This window comes from Rhodoferax antarcticus ANT.BR, from assembly GCF_001938565.1.
Lineage (GTDB): Bacteria > Pseudomonadota > Gammaproteobacteria > Burkholderiales > Burkholderiaceae_C > Rhodoferax > Rhodoferax antarcticus.
This window is the reverse complement of record NZ_MSYM01000018.1, coordinates 157071-176636: the sequence shown is the minus strand read 5'-3', so window position 1 is coordinate 176636 and position 19566 is coordinate 157071. Positions and strand designations below refer to the sequence as shown.

Here is a 19566-nt window from a genome sequence, read left to right as displayed (position 1 = left end):
AAAAAGCCTCTAGCCCTTATAGGATAAGCGTGAGTAGCTATAAATTAAATAACGCTTGCGGCCTGCGCCGTATCACCCATCTGCAAAATCAGATGGTGGTTGATACGCTCGCGCACCGCTGAGGCCAGCAGCGCCGAAGCAATGCCTGCACCGGCGCCCGAGGTGCAATGCCACACCGGCGGGCGCGACAGTTTGCCTTGCACGTCCAGCACCACCACCACATCGGGCTGGTTAGCCTGCTTGGTGCGCCGGGTGACGATAGCCACCCGGCCATCTTCCAACTGCACAAACGTGCCCGGCGGGCAAAAACCCACGCTGTTGATCAGCGCCTGGCCCACCGCGCCGCCGTTCCCGGTCTGGCTTTGCAACAGGTTGCGGGCCGAATCGGCAGCGCTTTGCCCCTCACGCGATTCACGCGGGCTGATCATGGCGGCATAGCGGTCCACCACCAGCAGGATATGCGCCAGACGGCGCGCCGCAGGCAACATGCTCAGGGCTTCCTGCGACACGTCTTCCAGGTGGTGGCGGCGCACCACGTCCAGCCAGAGGAGGTCGGTGATGCCTTTGGCCTCCAGCATCGCTGCGGCTTTGTCCGGGTGTGCCTTGATCACTAATTGCTGCTCAGGTGTGGGGCGGCTGCGCTGGGTGGCCATGTGGTCCTGCAGCACGGTCATGGCCACGTTCATGGTCAGCGCGGCACGCACCAAGCTGTCACGCTGCAGGCGTGGCATGGCGAAGTGGGTGGCCAGCAAATCACACAGCACGGCACATACCAAAGCGTGTGAGGCGCTGTAACCCACCGGCGATTGGGTCGCCAGCTGAAACAGCAGGTACAGGCTGACGTCGGCGTCTTGTTTGAGCAAATCCTGCAGCCAGCGGTCGTACTGGTGAATGCGCTGGCTGAATTCCTGCACGCTGTCGGGGTGCGTCAACACCACCGCCAGGCCAGACTCCAGGTCAGACCACTGGCCCAGCAGGTCTTCGTACTCGTCTTCGGTTTTGACAATCAGGGGCATGCGTTGCTGACCCTTAAAAGCGCTTGTCCAGCACCATCTGGTCGTTGTTACGGTTCATCTGGAAACGGCTCAAAAAGTTGTTGCCCAGCAGCACGTAGGGCATGGCACCCTCGGACACCACCGCGTCCACGTCGTACAGGGTTACCTCGCCCACACGCAGTTGGCCAAGCTTGATGCGCCAGCTGGGAATGACGCCATTGGCGGTGCTCATGCCCTGCATACGGCCCTGTTTGTAGGCCAGCCCGAATTGTTGGGCTTGCTGTGCCGACAGGCTGACCAGGGAGGCACCGGTGTCCACCATCATGGCGGCGCTGCGCCCGTTGATCTGCCCTTGTGTCATGAAGTGGCCACGTGAGTCGGCGCTAAGCACTATTCGGTTGCCACCCGCTGCTTCGCCCGAACCCCCCACGCTGGCCGGTGCACCGCCCAGGCGCAGTGACTGGCGCTTGCCACCCATCTCCACCATGGCCAGCTCACCTTGCAAGCTGATCAGTTTGACGCCCTGGTGCGACTCACCCACCGCCAGGCTGCGCGGCTGGCCGCCGTCAATCACCAGCAGGGCCTTGCTGCCCAACAGTCCGGCCAAGGCCACGCTTTGCGCGCCGGCACTGCCCGCCAGCGCTACCAGCAGCGTCGCCAGCGTCAAGCCAGGCAGAAGGCGAAAATCAAAGGCCATCAGCGCAGGCCATCAGTCGCGGTAGTTGTCAAAGCCCAGCGGCATGTCGGGCACTTCTTTTTTGATCAGCGCCTGCGCGGCTTGCAGGTCGTCACGGTCTTTGCCGGTGACGCGCAGTTTGCCGTCCTGAATGGCGGCCTGCACCTTGATCTTGCTGTCTTTGATAAAGCGCTGGATTTTTTTGCCCAACTCGGTCTCAATACCGTCGCGCACCTTGATGATCTGTTTGACCTTGTCACCGCCGATTTTCTGCACATCGCCCTTGTCCAGAAAACGCACATCCACATTGCGCTTGGTGAGCTTGTTGCGCAGGATGTCTTCGATCTGGGTGAGCTGAAAATCGGCATCACCAATCAGGGTGATTTCCTTGTCTTTGAGTTCCACGCTGGCGGGCGTGCCTTTGAAGTCAAAGCGCGTGCCAATTTCCTTGGCGGTGTTTTCTACGGCGTGCTTCACGTCAACCATGCTGGCTTCGCAAACGGTGTCAAAAGAGGGCATAAGGGTTCTCACTAAATGTTCGACAATTCCGCCATGTTAGTTCAGAAAAACGTGCCTCTTCAGGGCCTCAACAGCTTTCACATCGTGGCGCGGGCGCAAGCTTTGGCGCACATCACCAGCGAGGCTGACGTCAAATCGCTGCTGGCTGACCCCGCCTGGGCCAGCGAGCCCAAGTTTGTGCTGGGCGGCGGCAGCAACATTGTGCTCACCGGCGACGTGAAGCCGCTGGTGCTCAAGGTCGAAGTTTTGGGCCGCCAGGTGGTTGGTGAAACCGCCAAAGCGGTCATTGTGGAAGCTGGCGCCGGTGAAGACTGGCACGCGTTTGTCGCCTGGACGCTGGCGCAGGGCTTGCCGGGCCTGGAAAACATGGCGCTGATTCCGGGCACCGTGGGGGCTGCACCGGTGCAAAACATTGGCGCCTACGGTGTGGAGCTGCAAGACCGCTTTGAGTCGCTGGACGCCATTGACCTGCAAACTGGCGAAACCTTCACTCTGAACGCCGGCCAATGCGCCTTTGGTTACCGTGACTCTGTCTTTAAACATAGCAGCTCAGGCAAGCAAGACGGGGGCTACAGCCCAATTGGGCTTAAAGACCGGGCACTGATCTTGCGCGTGCGCTTTGCCCTGCCCAAGCCCTGGAAGCCGGTGCTGGGCTACGCCGACATCGACAAAAAGATGGCTGAGCACTGCACAGATCAGCCCACCGCACAACAGTTGTTTGACTGGGTGTGCGAGGTTCGCCATGCCAAGCTGCCTGATCCGGCGGTGATCGGCAATGCCGGCAGCTTCTTCAAAAACCCGACGGTGTCGCCCGAGCAGTGCACCGACATCATCGGTCGCGACCCCAAAGTGGTGTATTACCCGCTGCCCGACGGCAGCTTCAAGCTGGCCGCTGGCTGGCTGATTGATGCCTGCGGCTGGCGTGGCAAGTCGGTGGGTATGGCGGGCGTCTATGAAAAGCAGGCGCTGGTGCTGGTAAATCGCGGCTCGGTGGACGGGCCGGATGGCGCCACCGGCGGCGAGGTGATGACCCTGGCCAAAGCCATCCAGACCAGTGTTTACGAGCGCTTTGGCATCTTGCTGGAGCCCGAGCCGGTGGTGGTGTAGCCCGCGCGCGCGATGCGGCGACGCGTTTGACCACTTTTAGCCGCTTTGTCCCGAGGGCGCTTCGGGATTTGTGACCAAGCGGACAGACTCGGCGGCATTTTTGAAGCATGATCCGCCCTATGAAAAAAATCATTGTGCTCGGCGGTACCGGCTTTGTAGGTGCCCATGTGTGTGAAAAGCTTGTGAGCGATGGCTGGGACGTCACGGTACCGTCCCGCCGCCGCGCCAACGCCAACGACATCATGCATCTTCCGAACCTGACGGTACTGGAGCTCGATGTCCACGACGAAGCGGCGTTGACCCGCGCGGTGGCGGGCCGCGATGCTCTGGTCAACCTGGTAGCCATCCTGCACGGCACCCAGGAATCGTTTGACCGCACCCATGTTGAATTGCCCCGCAAAATCGCCAGAGCCTGTCTGGCTGGAGGCGTGCAGCAAATGGTGCATATCAGCGCGCTCGGCGCAGATGCGGTGCAGCCAGACAAGTTGCCGTCGATGTACCTGCGTTCCAAGAGCGAGGGCGAAGCGGTGCTGACGCAGGCTGCCTCTGCTGGCGCAGCCGCTGGCCGTGAAGGCTTTGATCTAAGTATTCTGCGCCCGAGCGTCATCTTTGGCGCAAAAGACAAGTTCATCAACGTGTTTGCCAAGCTACAGCGCATCTTCCCGGTGATGCCGCTGGCCGGTGCCACCGCCCGGTTTCAGCCGGTGTGGGTGCAAGACGTGGCCCAGGCGGTGGTGAACTGCCTAGCCGGAGCTAGCAAAGCGGCGTCACCGCGCATCATCGAAGCGGTGGGGCCGGAAGTGTTTACCTTGAAGGAACTGGTGCAACTGTCTGCCAAGCTGGCAGGCATTGGCGGCGGCTTTGGGCGGCCGGTTTTTGCACTGCCTGAATGGGCCGGGCGTCTTCAAGCCAAAGTGATGAGCTTGGCCCCCGGTGAGCCGGTGATGAGTGATGACAACCTGGATTCGATGAAGTTGGATAACGTCTCCACCGGCCAGCAGCCTGGTCTGGCGTCACTGGGCATCACCGCCTCAAGCTTGCAGCCGATTGCGCAGGAATACCTGAACGGTCGCAACATCCGTAGCGGCTTGATGGGCGTGCGCAGCCGGTCGCATTGAAGTCAAAGAAGCCAGCCTCCAGGTGACTGCCACCTGTGGTGGCTTCCACGCAGACATAGGTATGCGTCTGCTTTGGGCCCATGCGACTACCGGTATCAATTCCCGCAACCGTCTTGAAGACCGCCGCCAAGGGCCAGGCGGTATCAGTAGACGCTCAACCCTGGAGTGTGTGGAAAAACAGCTTAAGGTCGCTAGGTGCGCGCGCCTGCTCTGGACTGACCAGAATGCAGGTAATGTGCTGACTTTGGGTTGAGCAGTGCAATTTCACGCAACGGATTGTCGCGATTGATGAACCAGTATTTGGAACTGCTCACCTAAATTCCGGCAGCATTCGTTCATTTGGTGTCGGCGTCAACATGCTTGACCAAAGCTCGTTTAGCATAGGCATGCTCTACGCGAGAAATCCGCAGCTAATAGTGCTCCTTCCAAAGTGCCTTGCACGCTTCTTGGGCAACTTGATTCTTAGCCTGGGATTGCCAAGACGCAATGGTTTCATCACTTTCCGAGTTAGAAACAGCCATGCCGAACCCATCAACTTCTCGAACACTTTCGACGCCAGGAAAACCGGACTGTTCTGCCGCAAGTTCCAGCATGCGGTCCGCCATCCACCGATATCCGCTTTCATCTGATGTGCGTAGTGAAGAAATTGTCAAGCTTTCCTTAGCGGCACCTTTGCCCCATTCAGGCATGGCACCCGTCCTGAGCTTTCAACCCATCATTGACGCGCTGTCGGCGAATATCGCGTTGCTCGACGGGGATGGCGTTATACGCGGCGTCAATCAAGCGTGGATGCAATTTGCTGACGCTAACAACAGCCACCTAAGGAACTATGGGTTGGGGTCCAACTATCTGGCGCCATTAGTGGGCATTAAGCCCAATGACAACCGCAGTGAAAAGGGGGCTCAAGACCTGTCATTTGCCGGGCTGGTTGCAGGCGGCTTGCGAAATGTGCTCAGCAACGCTGTGGATAAATTTCAGATTGAATACCCTTGTAACTCACCGACAGACAAGCGCTGGTACTTGCTGACGATTACGCCATTTCCTGGGGCGGGGCTGCTTCGTGCGGTAGTCGCGCATGAAGATATCTCTGCACTGAAGCTCTCCGAAGCCAAAGTTTTGGAGGAGAGTTTGCAGCTTAGCCGCGCATTTAGCGACACTATCGCCGCGATTGCAATGTTCATCGAAAAGCGAGACCCCTACACCGCCGGACATCAACTGAAGGTATCCGCGCTGTGTGTCGCCATCGGGCAGCGCCTAGGCTTGGGTGCTGAGCGGCTGAACGGCCTGCGGCTCGGGGCGAGTATCCATGACATCGGCAAGATGTCGGTACCGGCTGAGATTTTGTCCCGCCCGGGGCATTTGCTCGCGCCAGAACTTGAGCTCATCAAGTACCACTGCGAAACCGGCTACGATATTTTGCGAGGAATCGACTTTCCATGGCCAATCGCTGAAATGGTGTACCAGCATCATGAACGCTTGGACGGGTCCGGGTATCCCCGACATTTGAAGGGGGCCGAAATTTCCCTGGAAGCCAGAATCATTGCTGTGGCCGACGTATTCGACGCGATTTCGTCGCATCGCCCCTACCGGGCAGCGAAAGGCCAGAAAGAGGCCATTGCCGAACTTGAGCGTGGTCGAGACAGGTGGTACGACGGTGCGGTCGTTGACGCTTTGTTTGCCATCCTGCAAGAGTCGGACAAACACGAAGGCATCCCTAAGCCGAATCGAACGCCATAGTCCGCCTGGCATTGGGGTTGGCCGAGTGGTTGTGGCTCCAAATGATTTCACGCGCCAAAGTCTGCACTTCGGCAACAGACCAAATGACTGTACTTGGTCGAAAGCGCCGGTTGGCGGCGGCGGCAGGTCGCAGAATTTGCGCTTCTATGTCCCCAGCACAATGGGCCATCACGCAAACCACCCTATGGGCAAAGTGCTTCGGTGAGATCTTGATTGGCGGCACTAATGGATACACCGCCGACCTTGCTATCGAGTTGGTCCAAATATAAGTTGAGCAGCAGGACAGACCTGCTTAATTCGCGCTCAGGCCTTGGAGCCAGGCCGACATTAGTATGTCGTCTCGTCTTCAGTGAGTGCGTACGGATCGCCGACTGGGAACCAGTGCGGGAACTCTTCGAGATCCGCGGGTTGACCTTTAAGTTTGAGCAGCCAGCGCGGCATGTTTGTGTGGTCTGAAGTTTGACTAAGCGTAGGGCTAAGGCAGGTCTGCTTGAAGGGAAAGGCCAGAGATTAACCCACGCCCTTTGCATCTGCAGCAGTCCCAATCACTTCTTGCCATCCCCGCCCAGTCGCAGAAAGTCGCCATCAGCGCCCAGCGACAGCAGGCCAGCTTTGGCGTAAATGCCCAGCTTGGCGCGGGTATCGACGATGTCCAGATTGCGCATGGTCAGTTGGCCAATGCGGTCCAGCGGGCTGAAAGGCGCGTCTTCCACCTTTTCCATGCTCAGGCGTTCGGGCGCATAGGTCAGGTTGGGGCTTTCGGTGTTGAGCAGGGAGTAGTCGTTGCCCCGGCGCAGTTCCAGCGTGACGGTGCCAGTGATGGCGCGCGCCACCCAGCGTTGAGCGGTTTCGCGCAGCATGATGGCTTGTGAATCGAACCAGCGGCCCTGGTACAGCAGGCGGCCGAGCTTGCGCCCGCTCTCGCGGTACTGCTCAATGGTGTCTTCGTTGTGGATGCCGGTGACCAGCCGCTCGTAGGCGATGAACAGCAGCGCCAGGCCGGGGGCTTCATAGATGCCGCGGCTCTTGGCTTCAATGATGCGGTTTTCAATCTGGTCGCTCATGCCCAAGCCGTGGCGCCCACCAATGCGGTTGGCTTGCAGGAACAGTTCCACCAAATCCGGGTATTCCACGCCGTTCAACGCCACCGGGCGGCCTTCTTCAAAGCGCACGCTGACCTCTTCGGCCTTCACCACGCAGTCGTCGCGCCAGAAAGGCACACCCATGATCGGGTTGACGATTTTGATGCCGACATTCAGGTATTCCAGATCTTTGGCTTCGTGGGTGGCGCCCAGCATGTTGGAGTCGGTCGAATACGCTTTCTCGGCGCTCATCTTGTAGCCAAAACCGTGCGCAGTCATGTAGGCGCTCATCTCGGCGCGGCCACCGAGTTCGTCGATGAAAGCTTGGTCCAGCCAGGGTTTGTAGATTTTCAGCGTCGGGTTGGTCAGCAGGCCGTAGCGGTAAAAGCGCTCAATGTCGTTGCCCTTGAAGGTGCTGCCGTCGCCCCAGATGTTGACGTCGTCCTCTTTCATGGCGGCCACCAGCATGGTGCCGGTCACGGCGCGGCCAATCGGGGTGGTGTTGAAGTAGGTCACGCCAGCGGTGCTGATGTGAAACGCGCCGCTTTGCAGCGCGGCCAGGCCTTCGGCAGCGAGTTGCTGGCGGCAGTCGATCAGGCGAGCTTTTTCGGCACCGTATTCCATCGCTTTGCGCGGGATTTCGTCGTAGTCCGACTCGTCAGGCTGGCCCAGATTGGCGGTGTAAGCGTAGGGCAGGGCGCCCTTGAGCTTCATCCAGTGCAGCGCGGCGCTGGTGTCCAGGCCGCCCGAAAAAGCGATGCCGACCTTTTGGTCAACGGGAATGTTTTGCAGAATAGTGTTGGACATTAAATTGGCCTCTAGCCCTTATGGAATATGCGTGAGTAGCTATCAAATTAACCGAAATGGCAGATGTAGTGGTACGCCTCTGTCACACGAATATCGAAGCTGGAATTGCCTGGAATGCTGAACTTGTCGCCCGGTGCAGAGGTGAGCCAGACGTCAGTGCCTTTGAGTTTGTACTCGCAACCCCCAGCCACACACTCCATGATTTCGGGTGCGCCGGTGTTGAAGGTCAGGCTGGCGGGTAGCACCACGCCAACCGATTTTTTTGTGCCGTCAGCGAAGGTGATGCCGTGGCTGATGCATTTGCCGTCAAAGTAAACGCTGGCTTGGGTGGCGACGGTCACGCCGCTGATTTCGGTGGTGGTCATGGTGGGTCTGGTTCCAGGCGGTGAAAGCGTTGGATTTTAGGGGAGCTTGTCGCAGGGTAGATTCAGGCGGGTGTGGTTCAAACCGATGTTGACCTCGGATGCGTCTTTTTGGGTCAGAGGGTGATGTCTCCGTGGTTGGTGAATCAGCCGGGCGATGCGCTTTGCTACGTGTCCCCCGCCCGCTGCGCGGTCTCCTCCTTAACCTACGCAAAGCGCATCACCCGACTGATTCTGCAAGCGTTTTGGTACGCCGGCGGAGGACTGTCAAAAGTTGCCTGCATCGGATATGGCAAGAATGGATGTGAGTCGTTAACAGCAGAAATTCTGACCCAAAAGCAGCTAGGCACGGTGATTGGGAGATGCGACCGGGCTTCGGGGTGAAAGGCGCGCGCCCACAGTCGCATGCGTTTTGATCACTCCGTTTCGCGTGTGATTTCACCCCGAAACCGCATGCGCATCACCCAGTCGCCGTGCCGGGTTAGACCTGAAGCGCTGCGCCGGGGTTAACGCGATATCTGGCTGTCTTCAAGATGAATAGCATCCTCGGGACACTCACTAGCGGGCCTCAAACCCGCCCAGCAAACGCCTCAGCAGAAAACCCCACGCTCACCGAGCCATCGCCCCACACCACCACCGGCCGCTTGATCACGCTGGGGTTGGCCAGCATCAGCGCCGTGGCCGATGCATCGTCGACAACCGCCAGCCGTGTGGCTTCATCGAGCTTGCGCCAAGTCGTGCCCTTGTGGTTCACCAGTGCCTCCCAGCCCACAGCCGCCAGCCAGCCGGGCAGCAAGTCAACTGGCACCCCTTGCTTTTTGAAGTCATGAAACGCCACCTCCAGCGCCTGCCCAGCCAGCCAGGTGCGGGCCTTTTTCACCGTGTCGCAGTTGGGAATACCGAAAACGGTGACGTGGGAGGTGGTTTTTTCGGGATTTTTCATGCCGACAATGATGCCATTAACCGGGTTAACCCTGCCAGATGCGCCCACCTGCGCGACAATTCGGGCCGCTATGACACATTCTTTCCAAACCCTCAACGAGTGGCTGGTCTACTGCGAGCAACTCCACCCCACCGCCATCGATATGACCCTGGAGCGGGTGCGCACCGTGGCGCAGCGCATGGCCATCAGCATGAAATGCCCGGTGATCACCGTGGCCGGCACCAACGGCAAAGGCTCTACTTGCGCCATGCTCGAAGCCATTTTTCTGCAGGCAGGCTACCGCACTGGCGTCTACACCTCGCCGCATCTGGTGGACTTTGAAGAGCGACTGCGGCTCAATGGTGCGTCAGTAGATGCTACTGAATTGATGGCATCTTTCGCAAGCGTGGAAAGGGCCAGATGCCAAAATGATGAGCTTATTTCGCTCACCTATTTCGAGTTTTCCACGCTGGCGATTCTGGACGTGATGCGCCACCACACGCTGGATGTCGTGGTTCTGGAGGTAGGCCTGGGCGGACGCCTGGATGCGGTGAACATCATTGAGCCAGACTGCGCCATCATCACCAGCGTCGACCTGGACCACATGGCTTTGCTGGGCAGCGACCGGGAAGCCATTGGTTACGAGAAGGCCGGCATCATGCGCACTGGCAAGCCGGCGATCATCAGTGACCCGGTGCCGCCGCAAAGCGTGCTGGACCGGGCGCTGGAGGTGGGTGCGGATGTGTGGCGCGTCGGGCTGGACTTCAATGTGTCTGGCGACAAGCAGCAGTGGGCCTGGGCCGGGCGGGGCAGGCGTTATGCGGGCATGGCGTACCCGTCGCTGCGCGGTGCCAATCAGCTGGTGAATGCCGCAGGCGTGCTGGCGGCGCTGGTGGCGCTGCGCGAGCAGCTGCCAGTGACCGCGCAGGCGGTGCGCTGCGGGTTGCTGTCGGCAGAACTGCCCGGGCGTTTTCAGATCGTGCCGGGCCAGCCGACCCTGGTGCTGGACGTGGCGCACAACCCGCATGCGGTGGCCGCGCTCACCGCCAATCTGGACGCAATGGGTTTTTTCCCGACCACCCACGCGGTGTTTGGCGCCATGGCCGACAAAGATTTGGACGCCATGCTGGCGCGCATCGGCCCCATCATTGACAAGTGGTATTTCACTGATTTGCCCACGCCCCGTGCGTTCTCGGGCGCCGCATTGTTGGCGCAATGGCAGGCGCAAAACAAGCGCACAAATGTCACTGCCACGCTGCACGCCGACCCCGAATCCGCCCTGCAGGCGGCCCTCGCTGGCGCAGACCCCGCTGATAGAATCGTCGTCTTCGGGTCGTTTTTTACCGTCGGCGGCGTCTTGAAAGACGGCACGCCCCGGCTAGCGGCCAAACACCTCCCCACCTCCTGATTCACCACCACACACCAGCATGGCTTTTTTCAAGTTTCGCAAGGGCACTGATGAATCTCCCAGGGCGCCGGCGCAACCGCAAAGCATCGAAGCCATTCGCCAGCGCGCCAAATACCGGCTGGCGGGTGCCACGCTGCTGGTGCTGATTGGGGTCGTTGGCCTGCCCATGCTGTTTGACAAGCAGCCCCGGCCAATGGCAGTCGACACGCCGATCTCTATCCCCGACAGAAACAAGGTGCCTGCGCTGGTGATTCCTGCCACACCGGCAGTGGCACCTCCGGTGGCCACTGCGACAGCGCCTGAGGTAGCAGCCGAGGCTGTAGCCAAGCCTGCGACACCGGTTTCGCCAGAGAAGACCAATGAGACTGCTGCTGCCAGTGCAGATAACAATAATGCATCAAAACCACCCCTAGCCCTTACGGATAAAGCGCAGGCAGCTACCAATATAATAGAGAAGGAAGCGCCTGCCGTCAGCAAACCCGAGCCGACCAAGCCAGAGACCAATCGGGCGCAGGCCCTGCTGGACGGCAAAGAGGCTGATGCCAAAGCCGCCAAAGCAACCCAAACCGTCAAGGCAGAGGCAGCCGACGCCAATCCAGTCGCCACCAAGCCGCCAGCGACTGAGGGACGTTTTGTGGTCCAGGTCGGTGCCTTTGCCGAGAACGCCCGCGCCCATGAGGTGCGCATGAAGCTGGAGCGCGCCGGGCTGAAGACCTACGCACAAACCGCGCAAACCAAAGACGGACAGCGCATTCGCGTGCGGCTGGGGCCCTTTGCGACACGGGCCGAGGCCGAAAAAGCGGCCGAAAAGGTCAAGAAGTTGAGCCTTCCTGCCGCCGTGCTCACGCTGTAGGGGCAGCTGCTTGACCATGTCCGCGCTTGACTGGATTTTTGCGGTAGTGCTGGTGCTGTCGATGGCGCTGGGTGCCTGGCGCGGCTTGGTCTACGAGGTGTTGTCGCTGGTCAACTGGGTGGTGGCGTTTGTGCTGGCCCGGCTGTTCGCCCTGGATGCCGCTCAGATGCTGCCCATGAGCGGTGCCAGTTCTGCCATGCGCTACGGCGCAGGTTTTCTGCTGGTGTTTGTGCTGGTGCTGGTGGTGGGTGGTCTGCTGGCGGTGGTGATCAAAAAGCTTACCGCGGCGGTCGGCTTGAGCCCGGTTGACCGCACTTTGGGCGCTATTTTTGGTGCCACGCGCGGGGTGCTGCTGTTGTTGCTGGCCACCGTGGTGGTGCATCTGACACCGATGAAAGACAGCGTGTCCTGGCAAGAGTCGGTGGGTGCCAGGCTGGCGGCGGGCACCCTCAAAGGGCTCAAACCATCCCTGCCGCGTGATCTGGACAAGTTTTTGCCCGCTTGAGGCGTCGTTGAATAACCAGGAAACATAAAAAATGTGTGGAATCGTCGGCGTTGTCAGCAATGCACCTGTTAACCAGCTGATTTATGACGCGTTGCTGCTGTTGCAACACCGAGGTCAGGATGCAGCCGGGATCGTCACCCAGCAAGAACGCAAGTTTTTCATGCACAAGGCCAAAGGCATGGTGCGCGACGTGTTTCGCACCCGCAACATGCGCTCGCTGCCCGGCAACTGCGGTCTGGGCCAGGTGCGCTACCCCACGGCAGGCAATGCGTTCAGCGAAGAAGAAGCCCAGCCGTTTTATGTGAACGCACCGTTTGGCATCGTGCTGGTGCACAACGGCAACCTGACCAACGCACAGGTGCTTAAGGCCGAGCTGTTCAACGCCGACCACCGCCACATCAACACCGAGAGCGACTCCGAAGTGCTGCTCAACGTGCTGGCGCACGAGATTGAAGCCACGACACGCGGCATGCCGCTCACGCCGGGCGATGTGTTTGAAGCGGTGCGCAAAGTGCACCGGCGCATCAAGGGGTCTTACGCGGTGATTGCCATGATTGCCGGGCATGGTGTGCTGGCGTTTCGTGACCCGTTTGGCATTCGTCCGCTGTGCCTGGGCCGCACCGACGACACCTGGATGATGGCCAGTGAATCGGTGGCGCTGGAAGGCACGTCGCACAAGTTCGAGCGCAACATTGCGCCCGGTGAAGCGGTGTTTATTGATATGCAAGGTCAGATGCACGCCCAGCAATGTGCTGACGCGCCGGTGCTGAACCCGTGTATTTTTGAATTTGTCTACCTAGCCCGGCCAGATTCGGTGCTGGACGGTATCTCGGTTTACCAGGCGCGCCTGAACCTTGGCGAAACCCTGGCCAAGCGGGTGATTTCCACCGTGCCGCCCAACGAGATTGACGTGGTCATCCCCATTCCCGAATCCAGCCGACCCAGCGCCGCTCAGCTGGCACAACTGCTGGGTTTGCCTTACCGCGAAGGGTTTGTGAAGAACCGTTATGTGGGTCGCACTTTCATCATGCCGGGGCAATCGGTGCGCAAAAAATCGGTGCGCCAGAAGCTCAACGTGATCGCCAGCGAGTTCAAGGGCCGCAATGTGCTGCTGGTGGACGATTCCATTGTGCGTGGCACCACCTCCAAAGAAATTGTGCAGATGGCGCGCGACGCCGGTGCCCGCAAGGTCTACATGGCCAGCGCTGCGCCGCCGGTGCGGTACCCCAATGTGTATGGCATCGATATGCCCACCTCGCAAGAGCTGGTGGCGCACAACCGCACGGTGGACGAAATTCGCGAGATCATCGGCTGCGACGCGCTGATTTATCAGGATGTTGAGGCCATGAAAAAGGCTGTGGGTTCGCTCAATCCAGCGGTCAAGGGTTTTGATGCCTCGTGTTTTGATGGCATTTATGTCACCGGCGATATCACCGCTGCCGACATCGAGCGCATGAACACGCACCGTGTCGGTATCGAAGAAAACCAGGACGACAACTCACGCCTGGCGCTGCCCAACCACGAGGACTGAACATGTCCACGCAGAAGCTCCCCGATCACCTGCACGCCCAAACGCGGGCGGTGCGCGTTGCCAGCGAACGCAGCCAATATGGCGAACATTCTGAGGCGCTCTTCCTCACCAGTGGTTATGTGCAGCCCAGCGCCGAGGCCAGCGCGCGCCGCTTTGCCGGTGACGAAGAAGGCTTCACTTACGGGCGCTACGGCAACCCCACTGTGGCCAGTTTCGAGCAGCGCCTGGCGGCCATGGAAGGCGCACCGGCTTGTATCTCCACCGCGTCGGGCATGTCCGCCATCCTGATGATGTGCATGGGCCTGCTGAAAAGCGGCGACCATGTGATCTGTTCACACTCGATGTTCGGCTCCACCATCAAGCTCATTGGTACGGATCTGGCCAAGTTTGGCGTGCGTTCTACTTTTGTGCCGCAAACCGATGCCGCCGCCTGGCAGGCCGCCATCGAGCCCGCCACCAAACTGCTGTTTGCCGAAACCCCCACCAACCCGCTGACCGAGGTGTGCGACATCCGAGCGCTGGCAGACATCGCCCACAACGCCGGTGCGTTGCTGGCGGTGGACAACTGTTTTGCCACGCCAGCGCTGCAGCGCCCCATGGCGCTGGGTGCCGACATCGTCACGCATTCCGGCACAAAGTACCTGGACGGGCAGGGCCGGGTGATGGCCGGTGCCTTGTGTGCCAGTGAGAAACTGGTCACTGAATCCTTTTTGCCGGTGCTCAAAAGCGCCGGTATGACACTGGCGCCTTTCAATGCCTGGGTGGTACTCAAGGGGCTGGAAACGCTGGACATCCGCATGCAGGCGCAATCTGCCCGTGCCTTGACACTGGCGCAATGGCTGCAGGCGCATCCCGCAGTGGCAGCTGTGCATTACCCTGGCTTGCCGAGCCATCCGCAGCACCTGCTGGCCATGGCGCAGCAGTCCAACTGTGGCGGTGCGGTGCTGTCGTTCGAGGTGAAAGCCACGGGTGACGAGTTGGCCCGCCAGCGCGCTTTCCACCTGCTGGACAGCTTGCAAACCCTGTCGCGGTGCACCAACCTGGGCGACACCAAAACCCTGCTGGCGCATCCGGCCAGCACCTCGCATGGTCGTCTGACGCCTGCGCAACGCTCACTCGCTGGCGTGAGTCAGGGGCTGATTCGCGTGGCGGTGGGCCTGGAACACCTGTTCGATATACAGGCCGATCTGGAACGCGGCCTGACCTCTTTTTGATATGAATGCACCTGTGACACCTTCTCAACACACCCGCACCCGCTTCGCACCGTCGCCCACCGGCTTTATCCACCTGGGCAATATCCGCTCAGCGCTGTATCCGTGGGCGTTCGCACGCTCTACCGGTGGCGATTTCATTTTGCGCATTGAAGACACCGACCTGGAGCGCTCCAGCCAGGCGGCAGTTGACGTGATCATTGAGGGCATGAAATGGATGGGTCTGGACCATGACGAGGGTCCGTTCTACCAAATGCAGCGCATGGACCGCTACAAGGAAGTGCTGGCCGACCTGGTGGCCGCAGGCCATGTTTACCCGTGCTACATGAGCCTGGTAGAGCTTGACTTGCTGCGCGACCGCCAGACGGCAGCCAAAGAGAAGCCACGTTACGACGGCACCTGGCGACCCGCTGAAGGCAAGGTCTTGCTGCCGATTCCCGATGGGGTGCAGCCGGTGCTGCGTTTCAAAAACCCCCAGAGTGGCTCGGTGGTGTGGGACGACAAGGTCAAGGGGCGCATCGAAATCAGCAACGACGAACTCGACGACCTGGTGATTGCCCGCCCAGACGGCACACCCACCTACAACTTCTGTGTGGTGGTGGACGACATCGACATGGCCATCACCCATGTGATTCGCGGTGACGACCATGTCAACAACACGCCGCGCCAGATCAATATTTTCAAAGCGCTGGGCAAAGAGCACCCGGTGTATGCCCACCTGCCCACCGTGCTCAACGAGCTCGGTGAAAAGATGAGCAAGCGCAACGGTGCCAAGCCAGTCACCCGGTACCGCGAAGAAGGCTACCTGCCTGAGGCCATGGTGAACTACCTGGCGCGCCTGGGTTGGAGCCACGGCGATGACGAAATCTTCAGCCGTGAGCAGTTCTTGCAATGGTTCAACCTGGACCACCTGGGCAAAAGTGCGGCGCAGTTTGACGAGGCCAAACTGCGTTGGGTCAACGCCCAGCACCTCAAGGCCAGCGCTGACGAGGTGCTGGCGCCGCTGGTGCAAGAGCAGTTGCAAAAGCGCGGCATCACGCCGGACGCGCGCTTGACCGGCATTTGTGCCTTGTTCAAAGACCGCTGCGACACCACCGTGGCGCTGGCAGACTGGGCAGTCGTGTTTTACGCCGATGTGACACCGACTGAAGCTGAGCTGTCGCAGCATGTCACCGACGCCATCAAACCTGCGTTGAGCCTACTGGTTGGCAAGTTTGCGAGTTGCACTTGGGACAAAGCCGGTATTTCGGCGGCCATCAAGGAAGTGCTGACCTCTTGCGGCCTGAAAATGCCGCATTTGGCCATGCCAGTGCGCGTTTTGGTGGCGGGCACCGCCCACACACCGTCGGTCGACGCGATGTTGGCGCTTTTTTCCAGAGAAATAGTGATTCACAGGCTGAAGCAGGCTTAATTTTCATACTATAATTTGAGGCTTGGGAATTACGGGCAGCTTGTAAAAGAAGCAAGTGGTTTTGGGGGTATAGCTCAGCTGGGAGAGCGCTTGCATGGCATGCAAGAGGTCAGCAGTTCGATCCTGCTTACCTCCACCAAAGGTTGACTGGTTAGTCCAAAAGGTTTTGACCCCATCGTCTAGAGGCCTAGGACACTACCCTTTCACGGTAGGTACCGGGGTTCGAATCCCCGTGGGGTCGCCAAATTATCGCAAGATAAAGCGGCGCAAGTCACTAACGGTTTGCTTGAAAAAGCAGATGGCTTGGCTCGAAAGAGTAAACGTTAGCTACCAGGAGTGGTAGTTCAGTTGGTTAGAATACCGGCCTGTCACGCCGGGGGTCGCGGGTTCGAGTCCCGTCCGCTCCGCCAAATGAAAACCCTAAGTGATTGATTTACTTAGGGTTTTTTCATTTTCTACGATGATGTTTTTTTCTATCCCATCATCTAAGCCATCGTTGCAAAAATGCGCATTCTGCAACACGTTCTTTTAGAACTTGCCAAGTCGCAATGTAGAAATAAACGCTTGTTCAAACCGTTTTCTGCATCTGACACTTTTCGCAGCTTGGCTGGGGCAAACCGATTCAACCTACATAACCAATTCAGTGCAGACGCGTGCACGACAACCCACAAAATAGGGGTGGGCAGGGTGGCACAGCGCACACCCTGCCCGGTTTGTCAGTTCACGCCCTCTATGAAAGAGCGCACTGACTGCCGGTGTTTTTTTGAAAAGCAGCACTAAACCGGCTAATCTGCTGCTGGCCTTGCCCTTGCGGGCACCCCCCAGACAGGGTTTTAAACGAATGTGAAACTATCGAGCGAGAACGCCTGTTCCTGCTCGGCTTTGGTGGCGGCACCCAGGGCCATGGCCAGCGCCTGCATACCGTCAATGCTGCCCGTGCTGCGGCTTTTCTCGAACTTGCGCCCACCGGCGGGATCTTTGGTCACCGTGGCATTGGCTGCGCACATCGTGAGTACCGGGTGCCCACCGTGGGCGATGCGCCGGTTCAGCAGCTCAGCCTCCAGCGCATCCAATGCCGGGGCCATATCCTTGAAACCCTGGCCAAACGGCACCATGGGCAGATCGCAGCCGATGTTGTCCAGCTCGCGTTTGAACACGTCAATGCGCCAGCGGTCGAAGGCCACAGCTCTAACGTCCAGATCGGCCAGCAGCTCGGCCAGCGCGGTGGCCACAAAGCTGTAATCGACGCTTGCGCCTGGCGTTGTGCGCAGGTGGCCTTGTTTGGCCCACACGTCATAGGGTGCACGGTCGCGCCTGGCACGCTCAGCCAGTCCTTGCTCTGGCGTCCAAAAGTACGGCACCACCTGCCACACATCGCCCACCTGGCCAATGACAACAGCGGCCGTCAGGTCAATGCGTGCCGACAAGTCCAGGCCGACATACACAGGCCCATCAAAAGGGTGCACAGGCCCGCCACAGGCCCGCCACACGTCTGGCGAACAGAACGGGCTTTCTGTGCTCACCCGCTGATTCAGCAGCAGGTTACGGGCGCTGTTTTCCATGGATGGCATGCGTTGCGCTTGCGTCATCTGCTCGCGCAAGTCGTCAAGGCTGCGAAAAATCCCCAGCGCCGGATTGGCTAACTTCCAAGCCTCCAGGTCTAGCAGGTCACACCCATCAGGCGCCGCATACAGGCGACACACGATGCGCGGGTCGGCGCTCAATTGGGCATCGTCCAACCAAACCGAAAGGAGGTCGGCATCACTGGCGGCCTGCGTCGATATGGCGATCAGCAGTGGCGATTCATGCGCGCCCTGACTGGTGGTAATGGCGTCAACAAAATCGGACTGCGGGCCACGCACCTGGCCAATTTCATCCAAGATGGCCAGCACCGGGCTCAGGCCGTGCGCAGTCCTGCCATCAGCGGCCAGGGCGCGGTATTCGGTATTGAGCGGCAGGCCTAGCAGGCGCTTTCCGCTCGGAACGATGCGCACGATGCCAGACAACCGGGGCGAAAGCTGCACCATCTTGGCGGCCAGGTTGAACACCAAGGCGGCTTGGTCGCGGCTCATGGCCCCGCTGATAATCTGACTGTTTTGCTTGGATTCAGGACCGACCAGGTGCGCCAGCAGTAGCCCGGCGATCAGGCCGGTCTTGCCGTTCTTGCGGCTCACGCTCAGGATGGCGCGGCGCGTGCCGGCGGCGTTGTCGTACACGGCGCGGATGAAGTCCTTTTGGAACTTTGCCAGCACCATGGGCATGCCAACATGGGCACCGTCAGGCGTCACGCAATGCTTTTCGATGAAGCTGATAACGCGGGCGGCGCGGGTCATGGTGTCGGCTTTCAAGGGTTCAGGACACGATTCGCAGGCGCGGAATCAGGTCATCTTCATCGTCGAGCGGCAAGCAGGCCTGGCGCTCATTGGCCAGGGCGTTGCCGACATCACGGCTGCGGCCCACTGTCGCCTCAGCATGGACGTGCAACACACGGCACAAGGACACGGCGCGGCGCGTCAAGGTCTCCAGAACTTTGTGTTTGGGGTTCACTATGGGCGCACCTTTGCCGCTAAGGATGGTGAAGCCCTCGGTATCCACCTCGGCCTGCAAACGTTCGATGTCTGCCTGACTGCGGGCCAGCCCGGCAGCGGTGGCCAGGTCGGCGTCGGTCCAGGTGTTGCGGGCACGGGCCCGCATGATGCCATCCCAGAACGGGCGGTCACCAGGACGCAAAGAAATATGGGCGGGCGGCTGCAACGGCCCCAGTGATGCCGACTGAGCGGCGGCCACAGCAGCGGCGGCACTGTTTGAACGGTTGCGCTTTGGGGTCACTTTCATACGATCTCTTTGGACTTAGGATAAAAACAAGGGGATACAGTCGGTCTAGGGGTTGCGGTTGCTGGTGATTTCTGTCAGGAGCGGCTCAGGCGGTGCCAGAATCGCCCACAGCAGCCCGATTCCACGGGTGCGATGGGTCGGCAGGGGTTCCGCTTACGTCGCACCCACAGGCCACGCGCTTGCGGTGGTCTTTGGCCGTCTTGCGTGAGTGGCATTGATGGCACAGCGGTTGCAGGTTGGTCATGCTGTTGTTGCCGGGGTTGCCGTCCGCGTGATCAACGTCCGTCGCAACAGTCGTGTGTCCTTCGCTGGTGCACTGCCGACAAAGTGGCTCACCATCGAGAACGTGGGCCCGCAGCTTTTGCCATGCGCTGCCGTTTAGTTTCAGTGTGCGGCGCGGGTCTGCATCACGTCCTGACGCGTTACCCTTGGAGCGGGCGGGCTTTATGAAGTATCCGCCATCGTTGCGCCTTACCCCCACCATGGT

The 19566-nt window shown here is 59.8% G+C and carries 19 protein-coding genes and 3 tRNA genes; 12 read left to right on the top strand and 10 right to left on the bottom strand.

Annotated features, from left to right (window positions below):
• Window positions 1-44: 44 nt before the first annotated feature.
• The 3 genes from BLL52_RS16990 to BLL52_RS16980 are packed head-to-tail and all read right to left on the bottom strand — an operon-like array spanning window position 45 to window position 2190.
• On the bottom strand, window positions 45-1016 hold the full coding sequence (locus BLL52_RS16990; protein WP_075587840.1) for an HD-GYP domain-containing protein: 972 nt from the start codon (window positions 1014-1016) through the stop codon (window positions 45-47).
• A 13-nt stretch (window positions 1017-1029) separates the two neighbouring features.
• Window positions 1030-1692: a retropepsin-like aspartic protease family protein gene (locus tag BLL52_RS16985; RefSeq protein WP_083634023.1), complete on the bottom strand. Its 663-nt coding sequence runs from the start codon at window positions 1690-1692 to the stop codon at window positions 1030-1032.
• Between the two features lie 12 nt (window positions 1693-1704).
• Window positions 1705-2190 carry a YajQ family cyclic di-GMP-binding protein gene (locus BLL52_RS16980; protein ID WP_075587839.1) on the bottom strand — a complete coding sequence of 162 codons (486 nt, stop codon included), beginning with the start codon at window positions 2188-2190 and terminating at the stop codon, window positions 1705-1707.
• Between the two features lie 33 nt (window positions 2191-2223).
• Here BLL52_RS16980 and murB point away from each other — a divergent pair, with 33 nt between their 5' ends.
• Together murB and BLL52_RS16970 are read left to right on the top strand one after the other, a co-directional pair.
• Window positions 2224-3297, top strand: a complete 1074-nt coding sequence (gene murB, locus BLL52_RS16975; RefSeq protein ID WP_075587838.1) for a UDP-N-acetylmuramate dehydrogenase — start codon at window positions 2224-2226, stop codon at window positions 3295-3297.
• A gap of 119 nt (window positions 3298-3416) precedes the next feature.
• On the top strand, window positions 3417-4415 hold the full coding sequence (locus tag BLL52_RS16970) for a complex I NDUFA9 subunit family protein (protein ID WP_075587837.1): 999 nt from the start codon (window positions 3417-3419) through the stop codon (window positions 4413-4415).
• Between the two features lie 410 nt (window positions 4416-4825).
• On the opposite strand, the gene BLL52_RS16965 is transcribed toward BLL52_RS16970, so the two are convergent.
• Window positions 4826-5104, bottom strand: a complete 279-nt coding sequence (locus BLL52_RS16965; protein WP_075587836.1) for a hypothetical protein — start codon at window positions 5102-5104, stop codon at window positions 4826-4828.
• Between BLL52_RS16965 and BLL52_RS16960 the strand changes: the two genes are divergently transcribed.
• Complete coding sequence (locus BLL52_RS16960; protein ID WP_075587835.1) at window positions 5103-6152, top strand: HD-GYP domain-containing protein; 1050 nt, start codon at window positions 5103-5105, stop codon at window positions 6150-6152. The genes BLL52_RS16965 and BLL52_RS16960 overlap by 2 nt on opposite strands.
• 545 nt (window positions 6153-6697) lie before the next feature.
• Here the strand turns inward: BLL52_RS16960 and argG are convergent.
• The 3 genes from argG to BLL52_RS16945 form a co-directional block, all read right to left on the bottom strand.
• Window positions 6698-8041 (bottom strand): argininosuccinate synthase, encoded by a 1344-nt coding sequence (gene argG / locus BLL52_RS16955; protein WP_075587834.1) that lies wholly within the window; start codon window positions 8039-8041, stop codon window positions 6698-6700.
• A gap of 47 nt (window positions 8042-8088) precedes the next feature.
• The gene (gene ppnP, locus BLL52_RS16950) at window positions 8089-8406 is read right to left on the bottom strand and encodes a pyrimidine/purine nucleoside phosphorylase (RefSeq protein ID WP_075587833.1); all 318 of its coding nucleotides are present in this window, start codon (window positions 8404-8406) and stop codon (window positions 8089-8091) included.
• Between the two features lie 565 nt (window positions 8407-8971).
• Window positions 8972-9346 carry an ArsC family reductase gene (locus BLL52_RS16945; RefSeq protein ID WP_075587832.1) on the bottom strand — a complete coding sequence of 125 codons (375 nt, stop codon included), beginning with the start codon at window positions 9344-9346 and terminating at the stop codon, window positions 8972-8974.
• Between the two features lie 70 nt (window positions 9347-9416).
• On the opposite strand from BLL52_RS16945, the gene folC reads away from it, so the two are divergent.
• From folC to BLL52_RS16900, 9 genes are all read left to right on the top strand, one after another.
• Entirely contained in the window at window positions 9417-10733 is a 1317-nt protein-coding gene (gene folC / locus BLL52_RS16940) for a bifunctional tetrahydrofolate synthase/dihydrofolate synthase (RefSeq protein WP_075587831.1), read from the top strand.
• Window positions 10734-10752: 19 nt separating this feature from the next.
• Window positions 10753-11586 carry an SPOR domain-containing protein gene (locus tag BLL52_RS16935; protein WP_075587830.1) on the top strand — a complete coding sequence of 278 codons (834 nt, stop codon included), beginning with the start codon at window positions 10753-10755 and terminating at the stop codon, window positions 11584-11586.
• Window positions 11587-11602: 16 nt separating this feature from the next.
• Window positions 11603-12091, top strand: coding sequence for a CvpA family protein (locus tag BLL52_RS16930; protein WP_075587829.1), 489 nt, complete (start codon window positions 11603-11605; stop codon window positions 12089-12091).
• A 31-nt stretch (window positions 12092-12122) separates the two neighbouring features.
• Entirely contained in the window at window positions 12123-13622 is a 1500-nt protein-coding gene (gene purF, locus BLL52_RS16925) for an amidophosphoribosyltransferase (RefSeq protein ID WP_075587828.1), read from the top strand.
• Window positions 13623-13624: 2 nt separating this feature from the next.
• Complete coding sequence (locus BLL52_RS16920; RefSeq protein ID WP_075587827.1) at window positions 13625-14836, top strand: O-succinylhomoserine sulfhydrylase; 1212 nt, start codon at window positions 13625-13627, stop codon at window positions 14834-14836.
• Between the two features lies 1 nt (window position 14837).
• Window positions 14838-16244 (top strand): glutamate--tRNA ligase, encoded by a 1407-nt coding sequence (gene gltX, locus BLL52_RS16915; RefSeq protein ID WP_075587826.1) that lies wholly within the window; start codon window positions 14838-14840, stop codon window positions 16242-16244.
• 63 nt (window positions 16245-16307) lie between these two features.
• Window positions 16308-16383, top strand: a tRNA-Ala gene (locus BLL52_RS16910).
• A gap of 29 nt (window positions 16384-16412) precedes the next feature.
• Window positions 16413-16488 (top strand) — tRNA-Glu (locus BLL52_RS16905).
• Window positions 16489-16577: 89 nt separating this feature from the next.
• A tRNA-Asp gene (locus BLL52_RS16900) sits at window positions 16578-16654 on the top strand.
• A 423-nt stretch (window positions 16655-17077) separates the two neighbouring features.
• Here the strand turns inward: BLL52_RS16900 and BLL52_RS16895 are convergent.
• From BLL52_RS16895 to BLL52_RS21785, 3 genes are all read right to left on the bottom strand, one after another.
• Window positions 17078-18577, bottom strand: a complete 1500-nt coding sequence (locus tag BLL52_RS16895; RefSeq protein WP_075588023.1) for a terminase large subunit — start codon at window positions 18575-18577, stop codon at window positions 17078-17080.
• Window positions 18578-18596: 19 nt separating this feature from the next.
• On the bottom strand, window positions 18597-19079 hold the full coding sequence (locus tag BLL52_RS16890; RefSeq protein ID WP_075587825.1) for a TerS protein: 483 nt from the start codon (window positions 19077-19079) through the stop codon (window positions 18597-18599).
• A gap of 85 nt (window positions 19080-19164) precedes the next feature.
• Window positions 19165-19563 (bottom strand): HNH endonuclease signature motif containing protein, encoded by a 399-nt coding sequence (locus BLL52_RS21785; protein ID WP_083634054.1) that lies wholly within the window; start codon window positions 19561-19563, stop codon window positions 19165-19167.
• Between the last annotated feature and the right edge of the window lie 3 nt (window positions 19564-19566).